The sequence below is a fragment of the Fibrella musci genome (assembly GCF_041321105.1).
GTDB classification, from domain to species: Bacteria; Bacteroidota; Bacteroidia; order Cytophagales; family Spirosomataceae; genus Fibrella; species Fibrella musci.
In genome coordinates this window covers 692,520-708,064 of the sequence record NZ_JBGGWD010000004.1, presented here as the reverse complement: position 1 = coordinate 708,064, position 15,545 = coordinate 692,520, and the positions used below count along the sequence as shown (strand labels likewise).

General features: G+C 56.0%; 14 protein-coding genes. 1 reads left to right on the top strand and 13 read right to left on the bottom strand.

Annotated features, from left to right (window positions below):
* Positions 1-59 precede the first annotated feature (59 nt).
* Genes wecB through ACAW74_RS16095 form a run of 3 tightly spaced genes read right to left on the bottom strand, consistent with a single transcriptional unit; the run spans position 60 to position 2,682 of the window.
* Positions 60-1,166, bottom strand: coding sequence for a non-hydrolyzing UDP-N-acetylglucosamine 2-epimerase (gene wecB, locus ACAW74_RS16105; RefSeq protein ID WP_370699231.1), 1,107 nt, complete (start codon positions 1,164-1,166; stop codon positions 60-62).
* On the bottom strand, positions 1,163-1,834 hold the full coding sequence (locus ACAW74_RS16100) for a class I SAM-dependent methyltransferase (RefSeq protein WP_370699230.1): 672 nt from the start codon (positions 1,832-1,834) through the stop codon (positions 1,163-1,165). The genes wecB and ACAW74_RS16100 overlap by 4 nt, the downstream gene beginning before the upstream one ends.
* Complete coding sequence (locus tag ACAW74_RS16095) at positions 1,822-2,682, bottom strand: glycosyltransferase family 2 protein (protein WP_370699229.1); 861 nt, start codon at positions 2,680-2,682, stop codon at positions 1,822-1,824. The genes ACAW74_RS16100 and ACAW74_RS16095 overlap by 13 nt, the downstream gene beginning before the upstream one ends.
* 56 nt (positions 2,683-2,738) lie before the next feature.
* Between ACAW74_RS16095 and ACAW74_RS16090 the strand changes: the two genes are divergently transcribed.
* On the top strand, positions 2,739-3,470 hold the full coding sequence (locus ACAW74_RS16090; protein ID WP_370699228.1) for an FkbM family methyltransferase: 732 nt from the start codon (positions 2,739-2,741) through the stop codon (positions 3,468-3,470).
* A gap of 7 nt (positions 3,471-3,477) precedes the next feature.
* On the opposite strand, the gene asnB is transcribed toward ACAW74_RS16090, so the two are convergent.
* From asnB to ACAW74_RS16040, 10 genes are all read right to left on the bottom strand, one after another.
* Complete coding sequence (gene asnB / locus ACAW74_RS16085) at positions 3,478-5,331, bottom strand: asparagine synthase (glutamine-hydrolyzing) (protein ID WP_370699227.1); 1,854 nt, start codon at positions 5,329-5,331, stop codon at positions 3,478-3,480.
* The gene (locus ACAW74_RS16080) at positions 5,319-6,452 is read right to left on the bottom strand and encodes a glycosyltransferase (RefSeq protein WP_370699226.1); all 1,134 of its coding nucleotides are present in this window, start codon (positions 6,450-6,452) and stop codon (positions 5,319-5,321) included. The genes asnB and ACAW74_RS16080 overlap by 13 nt, the downstream gene beginning before the upstream one ends.
* A gap of 3 nt (positions 6,453-6,455) precedes the next feature.
* Complete coding sequence (locus ACAW74_RS16075) at positions 6,456-7,457, bottom strand: glycosyltransferase family 4 protein (RefSeq protein WP_370699225.1); 1,002 nt, start codon at positions 7,455-7,457, stop codon at positions 6,456-6,458.
* 4 nt (positions 7,458-7,461) lie between these two features.
* The gene (locus tag ACAW74_RS16070; RefSeq protein ID WP_370699224.1) at positions 7,462-8,196 is read right to left on the bottom strand and encodes a class I SAM-dependent methyltransferase; all 735 of its coding nucleotides are present in this window, start codon (positions 8,194-8,196) and stop codon (positions 7,462-7,464) included.
* Positions 8,193-8,498, bottom strand: coding sequence for a lipopolysaccharide biosynthesis protein (locus ACAW74_RS16065; RefSeq protein WP_370699223.1), 306 nt, complete (start codon positions 8,496-8,498; stop codon positions 8,193-8,195). The genes ACAW74_RS16070 and ACAW74_RS16065 overlap by 4 nt, the downstream gene beginning before the upstream one ends.
* 90 nt (positions 8,499-8,588) lie before the next feature.
* Complete coding sequence (locus tag ACAW74_RS16060; RefSeq protein WP_370699222.1) at positions 8,589-9,488, bottom strand: MATE family efflux transporter; 900 nt, start codon at positions 9,486-9,488, stop codon at positions 8,589-8,591.
* Positions 9,481-10,482: a CgeB family protein gene (locus ACAW74_RS16055; RefSeq protein ID WP_370699221.1), complete on the bottom strand. Its 1,002-nt coding sequence runs from the start codon at positions 10,480-10,482 to the stop codon at positions 9,481-9,483. Before ACAW74_RS16055 ends, ACAW74_RS16060 begins: the two co-directional genes overlap by 8 nt.
* Complete coding sequence (locus tag ACAW74_RS16050) at positions 10,479-11,681, bottom strand: glycosyltransferase (protein WP_370699220.1); 1,203 nt, start codon at positions 11,679-11,681, stop codon at positions 10,479-10,481. The genes ACAW74_RS16055 and ACAW74_RS16050 overlap by 4 nt, the downstream gene beginning before the upstream one ends.
* A gap of 95 nt (positions 11,682-11,776) precedes the next feature.
* Positions 11,777-13,117, bottom strand: a complete 1,341-nt coding sequence (locus tag ACAW74_RS16045; protein ID WP_370699219.1) for a DUF8712 domain-containing protein — start codon at positions 13,115-13,117, stop codon at positions 11,777-11,779.
* A 29-nt stretch (positions 13,118-13,146) separates the two neighbouring features.
* Positions 13,147-15,522, bottom strand: a complete 2,376-nt coding sequence (locus ACAW74_RS16040; RefSeq protein ID WP_370699218.1) for a GumC family protein — start codon at positions 15,520-15,522, stop codon at positions 13,147-13,149.
* Between the last annotated feature and the right edge of the window lie 23 nt (positions 15,523-15,545).

The following is a 15,545-nucleotide window of genomic DNA, read 5'->3' as shown; positions in this document are numbered from 1 at the left end:
GGGCGGCGCTTCGGCTTAGTTAGGAATGGCATACACGAGGTGGGGCGGGCAAGGCGCAATCAGCCAGCCGTTGATTGTCCATTTTGTAAGATCGTTGCAATGCGGTTGGCCGCGTGGCCGTCCCAAAGCGGCGGAATAACGCCTTGTTTGGCGTTGCCAGCGAAGATGCCCGCCAATGCCGCCTGCACTGTGGCGGGGTTCAGGTCGGCCAATAGGGTATTGGTGCCCAGTGTCACCGTGGCGGGGCGCTCGGTGCTGTCGCGAAACGTCAGACAGGGTACGTTCAGGTACGTTGTCTCTTCCTGCACACCGCCCGAATCTGTCACCACTACCGTGGCATGTTCCATCAGGTTCAGAAATTCCAGATAGCCCTGCGGTTCCAGCAGGCGAACATTCGGAATACCCGTCAGGGATTGCATTAGGCCGAATCGATGGAGGTTGGCGGCGGTACGCGGATGTAATGGGAGCAGGACCGTCTGCTGCCGGGCCGTGTCGGCGACAATCTGCAAGATGGCCCGTAGTCCATCGGGCAGGTCAACGTTGGAGGGCCGGTGCATGGTCATCAGCACATACTGCCGGGGCGTCAACCCCAACGTACCCACCGTGTTCAGTGCCGCTGCCTGCGCCTGGTACTGCATCAGCGCGTCGATCATCACATTCCCGACGAGGTGAACCCTGTGAGACGCGACACCCTCATGATGCAGGTTATCGAGCCCAGCCTGCTCCGTCACAAACAGCTTGTCAGCCAGGTTATCGGTCAGGATTCGGTTGATTTCTTCCGGCATACGGCGGTCGCCGGATCGTAACCCCGCCTCTACGTGCGCCACCCAGATTCCCTGCCGAACGGCCACCAACGCGCAAGCCAGCGTGCTTGTCACGTCGCCCACCACCACGACCCAGTCCGGTTTTTCGGCCAGCAGCACCTCCTCAAACTTGGTCATGATGTCAGCCGTCTGACGCGTTGGCGACCCACTGACCACGCCCAGGTAATAATCGGGTTGCGGGAGGTTTAGCTGATTGAAAAACACCTCACTCATTTGGGCATCGTAGTGCTGCCCGGTATGAACAATCTTCGACACCAGGCCTGGCATTTGCCGAAAAGCCCGATGCAGAGGTGCTACTTTCATGAAATTGGGTCGTGCCCCAACGATACTGAGTATGGTCATTGTTTACGAAAAACTGCCACGAACAACGTGTCAGCGTGGTGGGTGGGCAGGCACAGCCGCAGCAAACGGGCATAGGCATTGGTGCCGCCATAGGTTCGGTGGGAAATCAGTTGGTAAGCGGGTAGTTGCCGGAGCAGTGTTGCGGGCGTGGCGTAGTGCAAAACGTGCCGGAGGTAAGCAGGGCGGCCAGTAAGCCAGTACACGATGCGTTCGAGTTTTCGATAGACCGAGCGGCGATTAGGCATCGACACGATCAGCAATCCCCCCAGGGCCACATGCTGGTCGAGGGAATGCAACGTACCTGGCAGGTCAGGTACGTATTCCAGCACGCTTGACGACAGCACGACGTCAAACGCGCCCCGGTTGTGCGCAAACGGTAGCCAGTCTACCTCGGCGCAGATAGTCAGTTGTGCCCGTTGGGCAGCCTGCCGGGTCAGGTCGATCATGGCGGCGGACCCGTCAATGGCCGTTACGATGGCCCCACGCTGAGCAGCATACAAGCTAAACACCCCCGACCCGCAGCCCGCGTCGAGAAGCCGGTCGCCGGGTCGTAGGTACCGGTTTAGCAGAGCCGACCAGACCCGGTAGCGCTCCTGAAAATCGGGCGACTGCCTGTAGCGCTCATCGAATGCCTGCGCGATGTCCGAATGGTAGGTTACGGCGTCCATTGGGGCTGAGCAACAGGAACGGGGCTCTGTTTTTGCGGATCGAGATAAACGGCGGCAATCATAAACTGATACAGAAATGCATGGCTGACGTGGTAGATAAAACCCGCGCGACCATCCAGAAAGCCCAGCAGCAACACGTAGCGATACGCGAAGTAGAGAAATGGACGAAGCAGGGGCGGGATACGTACCCAGACCTGTTCTTTCACCCACCGTTTTCGCTCCCGCTGGCTTGTGGCATCGGCCCAGCGCAGGGGTGGCCGTTGCTCTTTTTTGGTCAGATCAGCGAGTTGATAGGGTACGTACCGAACGTGTTTTTCGTACCAGAACAGCAGGGGTTTGCGATCGTGGTGAATGAACGGGGTTTGCAGGTACCCCACTGAGCCATTTACCGTAATCTGCTCGTCCATAAGCCGGTCGATCTGCCGCACCGCCGCCCGTTTGAACAGCCGCAGGATATAGGTCGGGTAGTAGCCGCCCCGGCGTATCCAGCGATTCATGAAGATGAATTTGAAGGCGATGAAATAGCCCGCGTGGCTGTTGGGGTGCGCCATAACCTGCCCAATTTCCTGCTGAAGCGCCTGATCGATGTATTCGTCGGCATCCAGAAACAGCACCCACTCCGTGCGGATTGGCAGCGCCTGAACGGCATAGTTTCGCTGAGCGGCGTAGTTGTCGAAATCGCGGTAAAAAACCGTGGCCCCGGCCGCCTCAGCCAGTTCGACGGTGCGGTCAGTCGAGCCTGAGTCGAGCACAAAAACGGCGGTCGCCCAGCCCACCACGCTACGAAGGCAGTGGGGCAGGTTCGGCTCTTCATTTCTGGTCAATACCAGTACGGTTACGGGCAGCATGAACGACAGGTATATTCCACTACTTTTGGCATATACTTACCTTTATGTAATAATTGATGACATTTCTGGAAAAAATTGCGGCCTTACCAGCAGCCGTGCAGGGATATCTATTCACAGACCCTGGTCGAAATGGCGAGTATCATTTCCTGAAAAGGCTACTCAAGTATAAGCATAAACCTACTGTCATTGATGTAGGTGCCAATATTGGCGAGTATGCCCGATACGCCTTGTCAATCAACAATTCGGCACACATTCACTGTTTCGAACCAGTTAGCTCTACGTTCCAGAAACTAAGTAAAAATCTTATTAACACGAGTGCAATTTTGAACAACGTTGGTCTGTCGGATCAGCGCACCGAAGCCTCAATTAATGTGTATGGCGAGACATGGGGAATCAACTCATTGTATGCCCTTGGGGAACGCGTGGCCGATCTGGCGCCACCCCGCCTGGAATCCATTCAGCTTTCAACGCTCGACAGGTACGTTGCCGAAGCGGGTCTGACAACCATCGATTTCCTGAAAATCGACGTGGAGGGTCACGAGTTGAATGTCTTGCGAGGCGCTACACGCACGCTGGCAAACAAACAGATTCACGCGATCCAGTTTGAATACAACTACCTCTGGAAACAGACGAGCAACACTCTCGAAGGGGTCTTCGACCTGCTCGGCAGCGACTTCGCCCATTACCGCCTGACTCCCTGGGGCAAGTGGCCGGTGGGCCGCCGTTTTTCGGCTTCACTGGAAAATTACCCCGCTGCAGCCAACTACGTAGCACTACTACGGCGTTAAGCGCTGGTTAGAACCCATGCCGCTCAAGCCAGTCGTCGAGCGTAACCAGCAGCCAAAGCTGATTCCAGTGGCAACCGGGTTCAGCCTGCAGAAAACCGTTCCACAGGGCCTCGATCGTGCCGGGCAGAAACAACTCCCGCTGCGCCAGTTGCCTCAGTCGGTTCTGGCAAAAAGACCGCAGGTCAGTCCGCAGCCAGGACGCCCACGGAAAGCTGAAGCCCATTTTAGAACGTTGAAGCAAGGTATCGGGCAACAGGGGCTGTAGGGCATCGACCAGCAGGCGCTTCGGCGGTGAGGCGGTTTTGTAGGCATCGGGCACCTGCAACAGAAACTCAATCAGCGTGTAGTCGAAAAAAGGAACGCGCAGTTCGAGCGCGTGAGCCATGCTCATCTGGTCCGAATCCCGGAGCAACAGCGGCATGGCGTAGCTCACCAGTTCGCTCACACTCACCTGACTCAGGATGGGCAGGCGACCCAGCTCGGCGTCGTGCCGGGCCAGCCAGTTGGCCACCGGGTTAACCCCCGATTGCCCCAACAGGGCTATCACGTCGGACTCGGTAAACGACTGTCGAAAAAGCGGGAATAGCTGAGCCGGGGCAAGCGAGGGTAGCTGTGCCAGTGCCTGCCGTTTGGCGGGGTTCATCGTTTGCAGCGCCGTGTTCAGTACCCACCGCCGCAGCCCGCCGGGCAGTTGCCACAACCCGCGCAACTGCCGCAGGCGCGCGTAGCGGCGAAACGTCGAGTAGCCCGCAAACAACTCATCGCCACCCAGACCACTGAGCGCCACCGTAATGCCCGCCGCTTTGGTCAGCTTCGATACCATATAGGTGTTTGGTCCATCGCCGCTTGGCTGATCCATACTGGCCAGTAGCTGCGGTAGTTCGGCCAGCAGGTCATCGGGCCGTAAGCACAGATCGGTATGGCGCGTGTTGAAGCGCCGGGCCAGTTGCCGGGCCTGCATCGACTCATCGAACTGTTTTTCGGTGAACGTAATCGTGAACGTGTTGACGGGCTGTTCGCTTTGCTCGGCCATGAGCGCCACTACGGCACTTGAGTCGATGCCGCCCGACAGAAAAGCACCCAGCGGCACGTCACTGACCATCCGGCGGGCAACGGCGCCCTGCATCAGCCGACGTACCTCCGCTCGTACGGCCAACGTGTTACCGAGCAGCGCCGGATCGGCGAGGGTGGGTTTCAGTAAGTCCCAATAGGGTCGTTCGGTCCACTGATCATTGTCAAACAGAGCATATTGCCCCGGCACCAACTGACGCACATCTCGCACCAGCGTTTCGGGGCCGGGCACGGTCTGGTACATCAGGTACGTTGGTAGCGCGTCGGTATGAAGCTGGCGCGGCACCAGCCCGGTTTGCAGCAAGGCGCGTACTTCCGAGGCGAACAGCAGGTACTGGTCATCGAGGTAATAGTAGAGCGGTTTCTTGCCGAGGCGGTCGCGGGCCAGCACCAGTTGCTCCATCTGCCGGTCCCAAAGCGCAAAGGCAAACATCCCGTTCAGGTGCTGAAGACAACCGACGCCCCAGCGCGTGTAGGCGGCCAGCAGCACTTCGGTATCCGACTGAGTCCGGAACGGGTAGCCGGACAACTGGGCGCGGAGCTCGCGGTAGTTATAAATTTCCCCATTGAACACAATCCGGTACCGACCTGATGCGTCGGCCAGCGGCTGATTGGCCGTTTCGTTCAGGTCGATGATCGACAGGCGGCGATGGCCCAGCGCAATGGAGCCTTCGCACCAGAGGCCAGTGGCGTCGGGACCGCGGTGATGCATGGCCCCGTTCATGCGCTCAACCAGTTGCGGGTCGACCAACGGCTGCCGACGAGCCAGCAGACCCGCTATTCCGCACATAAGGCTACGGGATTAAGTATGCGTTGGTAAGCCTCGACCCAGCGCCAGGCGTTCGCTTTGCTGTCGAATGTATCCTGCGCGAGCTGGTGGGCATTCTGGCGGTAGGCGGCGTAGGTTGGGGCGGGTAACGATAGGCAGGCGTCAATGGCAGCGGCCAGCCTGTCGGGTTGATTACTGACCCAGAAACCGGCCTGCCTGTCGGCCACTACTTGCCAGGGGGTGCCCGTTGCCGCAATGACCGGCGTCGCCTGTGCCAGTGCTTCCACGACTACGTTGCCGAAGTTCTCGCTGTGTGAAGGCAATAGCAACGCGTGCGCATTGGCCAGAAGCTGCGTTTTCGCCACGCCGGTAACAGGCGCTTCGATCTGGATTCGTTGGGCTATTCCCAGGTACGTTGCCAGCTCGCGCAGGTGGTTGCCATACTGGTCGGGATCGGGCCCCACGATACGAAATTGCCAGTTCCCCTGCACAAACGCTCTGCTTTGAGCCAGTGCCCGAAGCCCGTTGTCCAACCCTTTGATGGGGTGTAATCGGCCTAAAAACAAGAGGTAGCGCCCGGCCACTCGCGGCATGAGCGGTGGCAGGTCGAGGTAGTTGGGCAGTTGGACGATGGTCGCCTCTGGCCCAAATACGGCCTGCACGTCGGTTGCTTCGGCGGGTGAGGTTACGTGAAAAGTGATGCGTGGCGCCTGCCGTTTCAGCCAGTTCAGGACAACGTTTTTTAGCGTTGACCGATGGGTACGGGCGGCGGAGGCCAGCTCACCCCGTGGCGACCACACGATCCGTTTCCCCCCTCGCAACGCTACCCAGCCCACTACCAGCGAGGTCGTGTAGAAGAGGCTGGTCAGGTGCACTACATCGGCGGTCGGCAGTTGGCTCAGGGCAGCCCGGATGGCCCGAATAGGTAGCCGATGATGCCGGGTTTGGGCATACAGCACCCGCCCGGCGTCGGTATCGAGCCATTGATTGCGCGGCGTATCGGCAGGCTGATCGGTATCCGTCGACACGACCGTTACCTGCACACTCTGTTGCCGCAGCGCCCTAGCCAGCCAGTAGACCGAGTTGCTTGGCCCGCCCGACTGCGCCGGATAATAAGTACCGATGGGATAGAGAATGTGCATACTTTAATCGATAACCGATTGATAAACAGCTTTATATTGCTCCGACACAGCATCTATTCGATACCGGGCAATGTTCTGATACCCCGCAGCAATGAGTTGTTCTCGCAGCGCCGAGTCAGCCATTAATCGTTGAACACCCGCCCGAATCGCGGCTACCGAGGTTGGGTCGACCAGCAGGGCAGCCTCGCCGGCCACCTCCCGTAACGGGTCGATAGCCGACGTTAACACGACGCGCCCGGTGGCGTTGGCTTCCAACACAGGCAGGCCGAATCCCTCGTAGAGCGACACGAAAACGAGCATATCGCAGGCCTGATAAGCCGCCACCATCTCCTCGTCGGTCAGGTTTGTTTTTTGTTCGTACATAATACCCAGCGCCGTCAGTTGCGCCACCCGTTCGGCGGTCAACTGTCCGATAATCAGCAGCCGACACGGAAGGCCCTGTAAGGCCACGGCCAGCCGGGCGAGGTTTTTGTGTGCCCCGTTTTCGATGTGAAGCAGAGTCGGGTTGGTGTCATTGAAGGGCTTAGGCGTAGGCTGAAAGCGGGGGTTATACGGATTGGGAATGACGGCAACCCGCTCGGCCAGTGGCCCCATGTGCCGGAGGAGTTCCTGCCGCGATTTTTCTGAAACCGTGGTGATGCAGGCCACGCGGCGCATGGGCAGGTAATAGAACAGGAGCCAGAGGGCATAGTACCGCCAGCGGTTGCCCTGTTGCCGTTCGCGCTCCAGCGAAATGCAGTCGTGGATGGTCAGCACTGTACGGCGAGGCGGCAAGGCCAGCGCCAGATAATGCACATCGCCGCTGATGTGGTATACGTCGGCACGTTGGCGGCGGGCTACCCGCAGGTTCTGCCAGAGCGCCCCCGGCCTGATGGCCATGTTGGGTACGTGGACCTCCCTGACCGTAAAGGCATGGTGCGTACGCAGGTACGTTGCCAGCAGGCCAAAGATACCTTCAATGCTGAATCCGGCGCCTTTCTGGCGAAATAGGAATGAAACAACCAAGGCGTTATCTGGTGGCTACAACCAACATATTTTGAGATAAAATGGCCCCACGCGTGGCGGTTTCGGCCAGCAGCATCAGCCGGTAGCGCAGTGTTGTGAGTTCCCAGATGACCCACCGTAGCAGCGATACCAACCCGAAAACGACCGGCTTATCTTCGTAGCAGACCAACCGACTAAAGCCTACGGTTTGCAGCAATTGCCGCATGGAGTTGGGTGTAAAGCATTGCTCGTGCGTGAGGTCACCGTAGCGGATGCGCATCCCAAAAATGCCTTCGGCGTTGGGTACGTGAATCAGCACCCGCCCACCAGGCTTGAGCACGGCATAGACGGCATCGAGCAGCACGAGGGTTTCGGCGAGGGTCAGGTGTTCGAGCACATCCATCAGCAGCACGAGGTCCGTGGGGTCGTGATAGGTAGCCAGAAACGAATCGATGGTTTGCTGGCGGACGTCGGTCAGGCCGATTTGATGAGCCAGTGCCACCTGCTCTGCCGACGTATCGACGCCAATCAGGTTGGTGTAGCCATACTGTTTGGCATGATACAGGTAGCAGCCATTACCACAACCCAAGTCTACAATACGGGCGTCGGGCTGCGGAGGCAGCAGTGGCCGGATGACCTTGTCGATATACGGGCGATTCAGCCGGAACAGTTCGTCGCCGTCTGGGGCAATGGTGGCTAGCGCGGGGGCTTGCCCGCTGCGTACATAGGCCTGATAAAGGCGGTCTTTGGCGGCGTTCATCGGTCTGTTGTAGAAACGTTTCTTCGGTTGCAGTGATACATGTACATGACCAGCCCTAATTGCAGCAGGCAGCTACAAACGGTGGCTATGGCGGCGCCCGGCAACCCCCACCATGGAATCAGCAGGCCGTTCAAGGTGATATTGACAATGGCTCCGGCGGCGTAGTGCCCCAGGATAAACGTCGTTTGGCCGTAGACGTACCATTTGATTTCGTGCAGGTGAATGAGTGTGAGAAACAGGTAACCAAGGGCTACGGTGGGGGCGATCAGAAAAGCGGGTCGATAGGCTTCCGACAAGAGCATTTCCCCGATCAGGTTTCGGCCAAGGAAAAAGATGAGGCACGCCACCAGCCCAACAGCGGCATACCGACCGATGTACTGCCGTTGTAGTTGCTAGGCCGCGTTACTATCGCCCCCCTCGCCCCGCAGGCGGTACAGGCGGCTACTCAGATGGATCATAAACGGGCTCACCAGCAGCGTCATCTTAGCGCCCAAGCCGTATCCCACGCTGTAGATTCCCACATCGGCTCTGGTCAGGTAATAACCGATGAGGTACCGGTCGGCATAGTTGATTAGCCATGACCACACGGCTAGCCCCACCAGCGGCATGGCGTAGGTACATAGTGCCTTCATCAACGCAGGCGCACTCGGTACAGGCTCGAACGTGGCCTCGTCAACAACAGGCGTCATTGACAGATTAAGTCGCCAAACCAGCGTGGCGAACAGACCGTTGAGCAGCGCCAGCACCAGCCATAACCCCGTAACTGACCGAACGCCCATACCAACCACTAGTCCAATAAACAGCAGCAAGTTGACCAGCCCATAAGCAGCCTGTACCAGCGAATAGGTGTTGAATCGACCCTGCAAATTCAGGTACTCGCCACGGGCGGCATAGAACCCCTGCCCCACCAGAGCCAGCAGCATCAAAGCCGCGTCGGGTACGTTGCCCGTCAGGCTTCCATACAGCGCTGCGCCTATTGCCATTAGCCCATAGATACCCAACAGGACGCGGCAGTAGCTGGGAAACACGGCGGCCCAGCCGTATTGAGCCTGTGCCGTTTTTAGCGCTTGCAGTACGGGCGCGATGAGCAGGCTATGGCCGAGGGTCGTAGCGGCAAACCCCAGGCTATACGCCCCAAAAACCGCCGCCGGTACGTAGAGCGCAATGGCCTTCCCCAGCAATAGCCCCGAACCCGCATTGAGCAATTGACCACTCAGCAGGCTCGACAGGGCCTGCACCGCCGGGCGTGCCTGTAGCCCCTGTAGCCAAGGCGGCGACGCGAGCCTACGCATGACCAAAAACAATGCTTAGTAGTTGTTGAACGCGTTTCTCGTAGGTATGATGCACCTGAAAGTGGCCATACTGCTGATCGGAAAGGGTGTAGCGCTCGGTGGGCTTGTCCAGGTAATACCGAATCTGATCGATGGCCTCGTCGATGCTGTTAAACGTTATCTTCTCGACGTGTACCCCACTGTATTCCGCCAGTGTGGGTTTGTAATCACAAAGCTGAAAGCCGCCGATACCATTGATTTCAAAGTATTTCTTGTTGGCCGACGACACCTCGGCGTAGTGCAGATTATTGAAAACAATTTTCGCTCCGCTGATAACCCGGTTTTTCTCATCGCCGGTCAGGTATCGCCCCACGAAGGCCCGTTTGACGCTGGGCGGCATGTAATTGGCGGGCAAACCAAAGATGGTTGGGCGAATGCCCGCCTGAATCAGCCGCTCGACCATCCGCGCTCGGTATGGATACAGGTTTCCGTACAGCATCACGTCTATATTGGTTTCGGCTTCCAGCAGCGCCCGATTATCGGCGGGCCGAACGTTTACGTGCGGGTTGAAGGCTTCGGGCAGATAAAACACGTTGAGGCCCGCTTTCTGCCGAAACACCTCAGCCAGATAAGGTTCTTTTGTAAAGTAAAAATCGAAGGGTGAGGCCAGGATCTGTTGCCGCTCCAGGTTGGTCAGGGCATCGGGGTTATATTGAGCAATGGGGCAATGGGGCAGCCTTTTTTTCAGCTCTACGATTACCGACGGGTGGATATGCCGGTAGACAACCAGCACAAAATCGGGCGACAACTGACAGATATAATTAACCAGACTCCGGCTGATGGCCCGGTCGTATCGCTCGCTGAACCGTGATAGCCAATACTGCGCTTTCTCGGGCAGATGGGTTACGTTTTTGAAATCGACAATCGTAGCCTGATGGCTCAGCCGGTTGAACGTATCCCGAAAATGCCACTCCAGCGATTCATAGCCGTCGCGGCCAATAAGCACGATTTTCATGGAGCAGAAGGTCGGCTAAGTGCATCCTGTAAATTCCGAACCGTCTGCCCGTAGCTGTACCGGTCGACGATTGCGCGCGAGCAGGCCCGAAAGCGCAGCCAGTCAACAGCGGGCATGTCGAGTAGTTGGTTAAGGGCCGCGGCCAATGCAGGTACGTTGCCACAAGGGTAGCTGTAGCCATTCTGCCCTGACTGCACCAGATCGTCGGCGCAACCAACGGCCTGCGATAGCACCACCGGCAGGCCCGCGTTCATGGCCTCATTGGTGACCAGCCCCCAGGTTTCGGCCTCATCCGAACACAGCACGAATACATCGGCCAGCGCATAATAGCGGACGATTTCGGACTGATTGACGAACCCCGTCAGGTGCACGTTGGCCAGTTGCTGTTCGCGACAGAACGCCTCGAGCGCGGGCCGCAACGGCCCATCACCTACCAACACCACCGCCACGTCGGCCCGGCGCAGCACGGCAACGGCCTTCAACAGGTCGACAGGGCGTTTTTTGGGAATGTACTTGCCACAGTAAAGCAGCACTTTTTGGGTTGGAGAAATGCTCAGCCGACGACGCAGTTCAGCCCGGCAAGATACCTGTTCAGCCGCCGCCTGTTGAAAGCGGGCGTTGTCGACGGCGTAAGGGCAGAAAATCAGTTTCTGTTCGGCCACGCCCATATGCCGGTAAAAGGCTCGGTTCTGCTCACCAATATAGAGGGCATAGTCGACCAGGCGTAGCAGGCCCTTACCCAGTACCCACCGCCGTATTTGTTGCCGGAATAGGCTTTTGCTGGTTTCGAGCCGTAGCGGACTTTCGGCCCGCATACAGACCTGATGCCCCATGAGTTTGGCGCTCAGGATGGTTAACCAGCAAACAGCATACGCCCAGCCGTACACCATCACCACGCCACGCGGCGATTGCCACAGGGCTTTAACGACAGACAGATTGAGCAGCCCCCAAAACGAATAGATGGATGGATTGGGCGACTGATTCGACAGGAACCGGTGCCGGTAACCCTCGAGCAACGGAATATCCCACTGCACCGGCTGCCCGAATTGCCGATCGGTTTCACCGGCCAGGCCATGCCGCGAGCAGTAAAGCACATCCAGATCGAACTGCTCACTGGCGGCCAGTTGCCTGTAAAGAGGCGCGAAATATTGAATCGGATGGCTATTGATGATCAGTAGCCGGATGGGTTTTGTAGGCAACTGACATTTTATTGTTTTACGATACATTTTTTAGCCACGATCACTATAACTATAAATTGTCTGTTGCTTTACGTGTTGTCATTTTAATCTACTGATTACAACTGTAGTTTCATACGTTTAGTAACAAACCAAAAGACAACCAAGAACATAGACATTGTCACAAAACTACCCCAGGTCGAGAGCACATCTGTCTCAAGAGAAAGACAGCCCGTGAACAAGCAGGGAATCCAAAGCAGAAGAGATGGCCTAGACTCTGCTATCTTTATGACGTTTAGAAAACAGTAGTTAAACAACATGCCAAAAAAAAATAAAAAAATCACACCTCCTATTCGACCAAAATTAACATACCCTTCGCCGAAAGGCGATATATTAGAACTCGTGATTCCATCCGGCACCAGCGGCGTGAATCGGGTTATATTCGCTGCGCCACCCGTTATTGGCTTTCCGCTCCAGATGATCCGGGGGATAAATGGGTAGATGAAATGTGCTAACAACTCTCCATTAGCGAAAGGCTCGTAATGAGGCACATAAGCCATCGTCTGCGCAATTAACCCGCCCTGATTCAGCCGATGATAAGTCGCGTACAGATGGTTTTTGCCAAATAGGAAGTCAGGGTCATTAATCCGTTGTACGAATAAATTGACCATCAGATTTAAATCACCTTTTCGATTTTCCGGACTATCGCCCCATGTTTTTATTCGATACTCCATCTTCACAGATTGAGCCAATAAAACAAAAAGAGCACAAGAGCCTATCAAGGTTAGTTTTACGATTAGGCTCGTTCCTTTTTTTGTACCTACTAAGACAACTAGTACGTATAGCGTCACCCATAAAATCATGTGCCCGAACATACCATCGCGCACGGTTATGTATAGCAATAAGCCCAAGGCGATTGCCAACGTCACATACTTAAATTTGCTTCCTGAATAATGTGCATACATTACAGAGGCATACAAACAAACGGCAAACAAATAGACGAGCGCTTTTATTTGAACAGGAGCATAATTAAAAAAGAAAGAACCTATAATACCGAGAATCAACAAAATAAAACTCGTTTTTTCTTTCCCCTTCACATAATCTTTTACAGAAGCTAGTAAATCAATATGAGATTTGGTCTTGATCAGTGGCCAATTCAAACCAACCGAAAAAGCAACAACGGCCGGCAACGCATAACTCAGATAATCGGTCGATGATACTGCCATACTATTGGGCGCATCAGCCAGTTCCAGTGACGGTGCTAGCACAACTTGTAGGGCGGCCACAAATGTCATCAACTCGCGGATGGCGATGGTTCGGCCAACGTTGTGAACAAAAATTAGAAACGTGTACAGCGAAAAACCGATTGACAGCACCTCCAACCCTGTAAACTCAGAGAAGACGTTTAGAAGGATGATACCGAGCAGCGAAATGAGGATGAATCGTACATCAAACGCCATGGGGATACGATGCCTGATTGGTTGCGTGTTTATTTCCTGTTCCAGAAATTGAAGCTGAATCCTTTTCTGGCCACCTTTCTCACCCTGTCAGTCTCCTCCCCATACGTCGATCGGTACATGTAGCCGTAACCGGCATCGTACCCGTAGCCATAATTGTATTCGTAGTCTTTCTCGGCCCTGATGCCGTTGATGATCAGGCACATGTTTGGGAAGCGCTTTTCCTTGTAGAGGGTATCGATATTTTTCAAGTATCCCTTAGCCGTATACAGGTGCCGCACGATGTAGAGCGTCATGGTTGCGTGCCGCGCCAGGATATTGGCATCGGTGACCAGCCCTACCGGCGGTGAATCGACAATAACCGTATCAAAATGCTCGCGCAGGTTTTCGAACAGGTAGCGCATTTTTTCACCCCCAATCAGTTCAGCCGGGTTGGGCGGAATGATGCCGCAGGGAATGAAAAATAAATTCGGGTATCCTTCTACGGGCTTGATGATTTCGTCGAGCGTAGCCTGCCCGGCCAGATAACTCGATACCCCTTTAGGAGTGGCTTCGTTGATGTAGCGGTGCAGTTTAGGCCTCCGCATGTCCAGTTCCAGCATGACCACCTTCTTATCAGCAATGGCCAGACTAGCCCCCAGATTAAGCGAGATAAACGATTTACCCTCGCCGCTGATGTTTGAGGTTACCAGAATCGTCTGTTTATCGCCGCCATCGGCGTTAAAAAACTGAATATTGGTCCGCAACGCCCGGATTTGCTCTGCGAGCAGCGATCGGCTTTTGGCCGTAACCAGCAAGGGTGACTGAGCCGTGTCGGATTGGCTCACCTCGCCGATAATGGGTGTGTCGGTGGCGGCTTCGACCTGCGCTTTCCGGCTGATTTTGTTATTGAAATAGTCGATCAGCCAGAGCACCAGCACGGGCAGTAGCAGCCCAATCAGCATGGCCACCAGGTAGTAGTTGCGCTTGACGGGCTTGACGGGCTGTGGTTCGGCCTGCGCATCATCGATCACGCGGAGGTCGGATACCGTCGAGGCGAACGACATGGCCGTTTCTTCGCGTTTCTGCAACAGGTACGTATACAGATTTCCCTTAATGCTGGCCTGCCGGGAAATGTCGAGCAGTTGCCGTTCTTTGAGCGGTATGGTACGGATTGTCGACTCAATCCGCTTGTTGTTGGTTTGCAGGCTGCTCTGCGTAGCCAGCAGAATCCGGCGCAGTGTCTGCACGTTGTCGGCAATGTTGCGCTTGGTGCTCCGAATCTGCTCGTCGATCGTTTCGATGGGAATCGACTTTTCCGGTACAGTCCGAATCAGCGTTGAGCGTTGCCCTTCCAGTTCAAAGAGGTTACCGATCAGGGCCGTCAGCGTGGGGCTGTCGAGGCCAACCGTAGCGGGTGCCACCACTCGCGTGCCGGGTTTGCTGGCAATGTAGTTTTCGACTTCTTTCAACGTACCCAGCTGAATATTTACCTGCCCCAGCTGCGCGTCGTTCTCCTTGACTTTATCGAGAAACAGCGCCGATTCGGAGCTGAGGTCAACGATCCCCGAGTTGGTTTTGTAGCGCTGTATGTCGCTCTCGACGGCGGTGAGTTCGCGGGAAATGATGCCCAGCCGATCTTCGACAAACCGTAGCGTGTTGGCCGCCACCCGGTTCTTATCCTGCAACGACATCAGTTCGTAGAAGTAAATCAGCCGGTCGAGGTATTTCTCGGCCCGGTCGGGCGCGTGGTCTTCCATTGTCAGGAACAGCACCGAGGCCGATTTATTGGGCTGTGACACCCGCAGGCGCTTTACAAACGACTTGATCACATCGACCGGGTGCTCCATGGTCACCGTAATCTGGTCATGCCGGGTCGATGCGCTGTCGCGGCGGGTGACAATAACCAGACCCAGTGGCGAGGTCGTGGGCTTTCCGAATGGACAGCTTACGCCGTCGATAATCGCTTTGTCGGCCACAACGGTTACCGGGTATGGAATGTCGTAAGCCGAATTGATGGGTTTCAGCACGTTGACCACAATGGGGGCATCCCGGTAAATGTCACGTACCCGCCAGCGGTCTTTGTAGGAATAGACTATATCGAGGCCCAGATCCTCTACTACCTTTTTGGCCAGCTTGAACGACTTCAGCACTTCGATCTCGTTCTCGACCTGTTTTTTGGGGCCGAACATGTCCAGTTCCTGCATCAGATCCTGCTTGGCCGACCCGCCCGAGTCGTCTTCGTCTTTGATCAGGATGCTGGCCTGCGCGCTGAACGTGTGTTTGACCGTCGTGAGGTACGTAAACATACCGATAACGCTCAGCACCAGCGCCAGCACAAACCAATACCAGTTACGCAGGTATTTGGTAGCCAGAAACTTGATGTACTCCTGACCAAACTGATTCGTGTCGGTTTCCTGGTTTGCCATGATGCGTATCGACGGGTAGCGCA

Bases quoted from the DNA above. Each gene is read 5' to 3' on its own strand.
- wecB (WP_370699231.1), bottom strand. From the start codon at position 1,166: ATGACCATACTCAGTATCGTTGGGGCACGACCCAATTTCATGAAAGTA.
- ACAW74_RS16100 (WP_370699230.1), bottom strand. From the start codon at position 1,834: ATGGACGCCGTAACCTACCATTCGGACATCGCGCAGGCATTCGATGAG.
- ACAW74_RS16095 (WP_370699229.1), bottom strand. From the start codon at position 2,682: ATGCTGCCCGTAACCGTACTGGTATTGACCAGAAATGAAGAGCCGAAC.
- ACAW74_RS16090 (WP_370699228.1), top strand. From the start codon at position 2,739: ATGACATTTCTGGAAAAAATTGCGGCCTTACCAGCAGCCGTGCAGGGA.
- asnB (WP_370699227.1), bottom strand. From the start codon at position 5,331: ATGTGCGGAATAGCGGGTCTGCTGGCTCGTCGGCAGCCGTTGGTCGAC.
- ACAW74_RS16080 (WP_370699226.1), bottom strand. From the start codon at position 6,452: ATGCACATTCTCTATCCCATCGGTACTTATTATCCGGCGCAGTCGGGC.
- ACAW74_RS16070 (WP_370699224.1), bottom strand. From the start codon at position 8,196: ATGAACGCCGCCAAAGACCGCCTTTATCAGGCCTATGTACGCAGCGGG.
- ACAW74_RS16065 (WP_370699223.1), bottom strand. From the start codon at position 8,498: ATGCTCTTGTCGGAAGCCTATCGACCCGCTTTTCTGATCGCCCCCACC.
- ACAW74_RS16060 (WP_370699222.1), bottom strand. From the start codon at position 9,488: ATGCGTAGGCTCGCGTCGCCGCCTTGGCTACAGGGGCTACAGGCACGC.
- ACAW74_RS16055 (WP_370699221.1), bottom strand. From the start codon at position 10,482: ATGAAAATCGTGCTTATTGGCCGCGACGGCTATGAATCGCTGGAGTGG.
- ACAW74_RS16045 (WP_370699219.1), bottom strand. From the start codon at position 13,117: ATGGCGTTTGATGTACGATTCATCCTCATTTCGCTGCTCGGTATCATC.
- ACAW74_RS16040 (WP_370699218.1), bottom strand. From the start codon at position 15,522: ATGGCAAACCAGGAAACCGACACGAATCAGTTTGGTCAGGAGTACATC.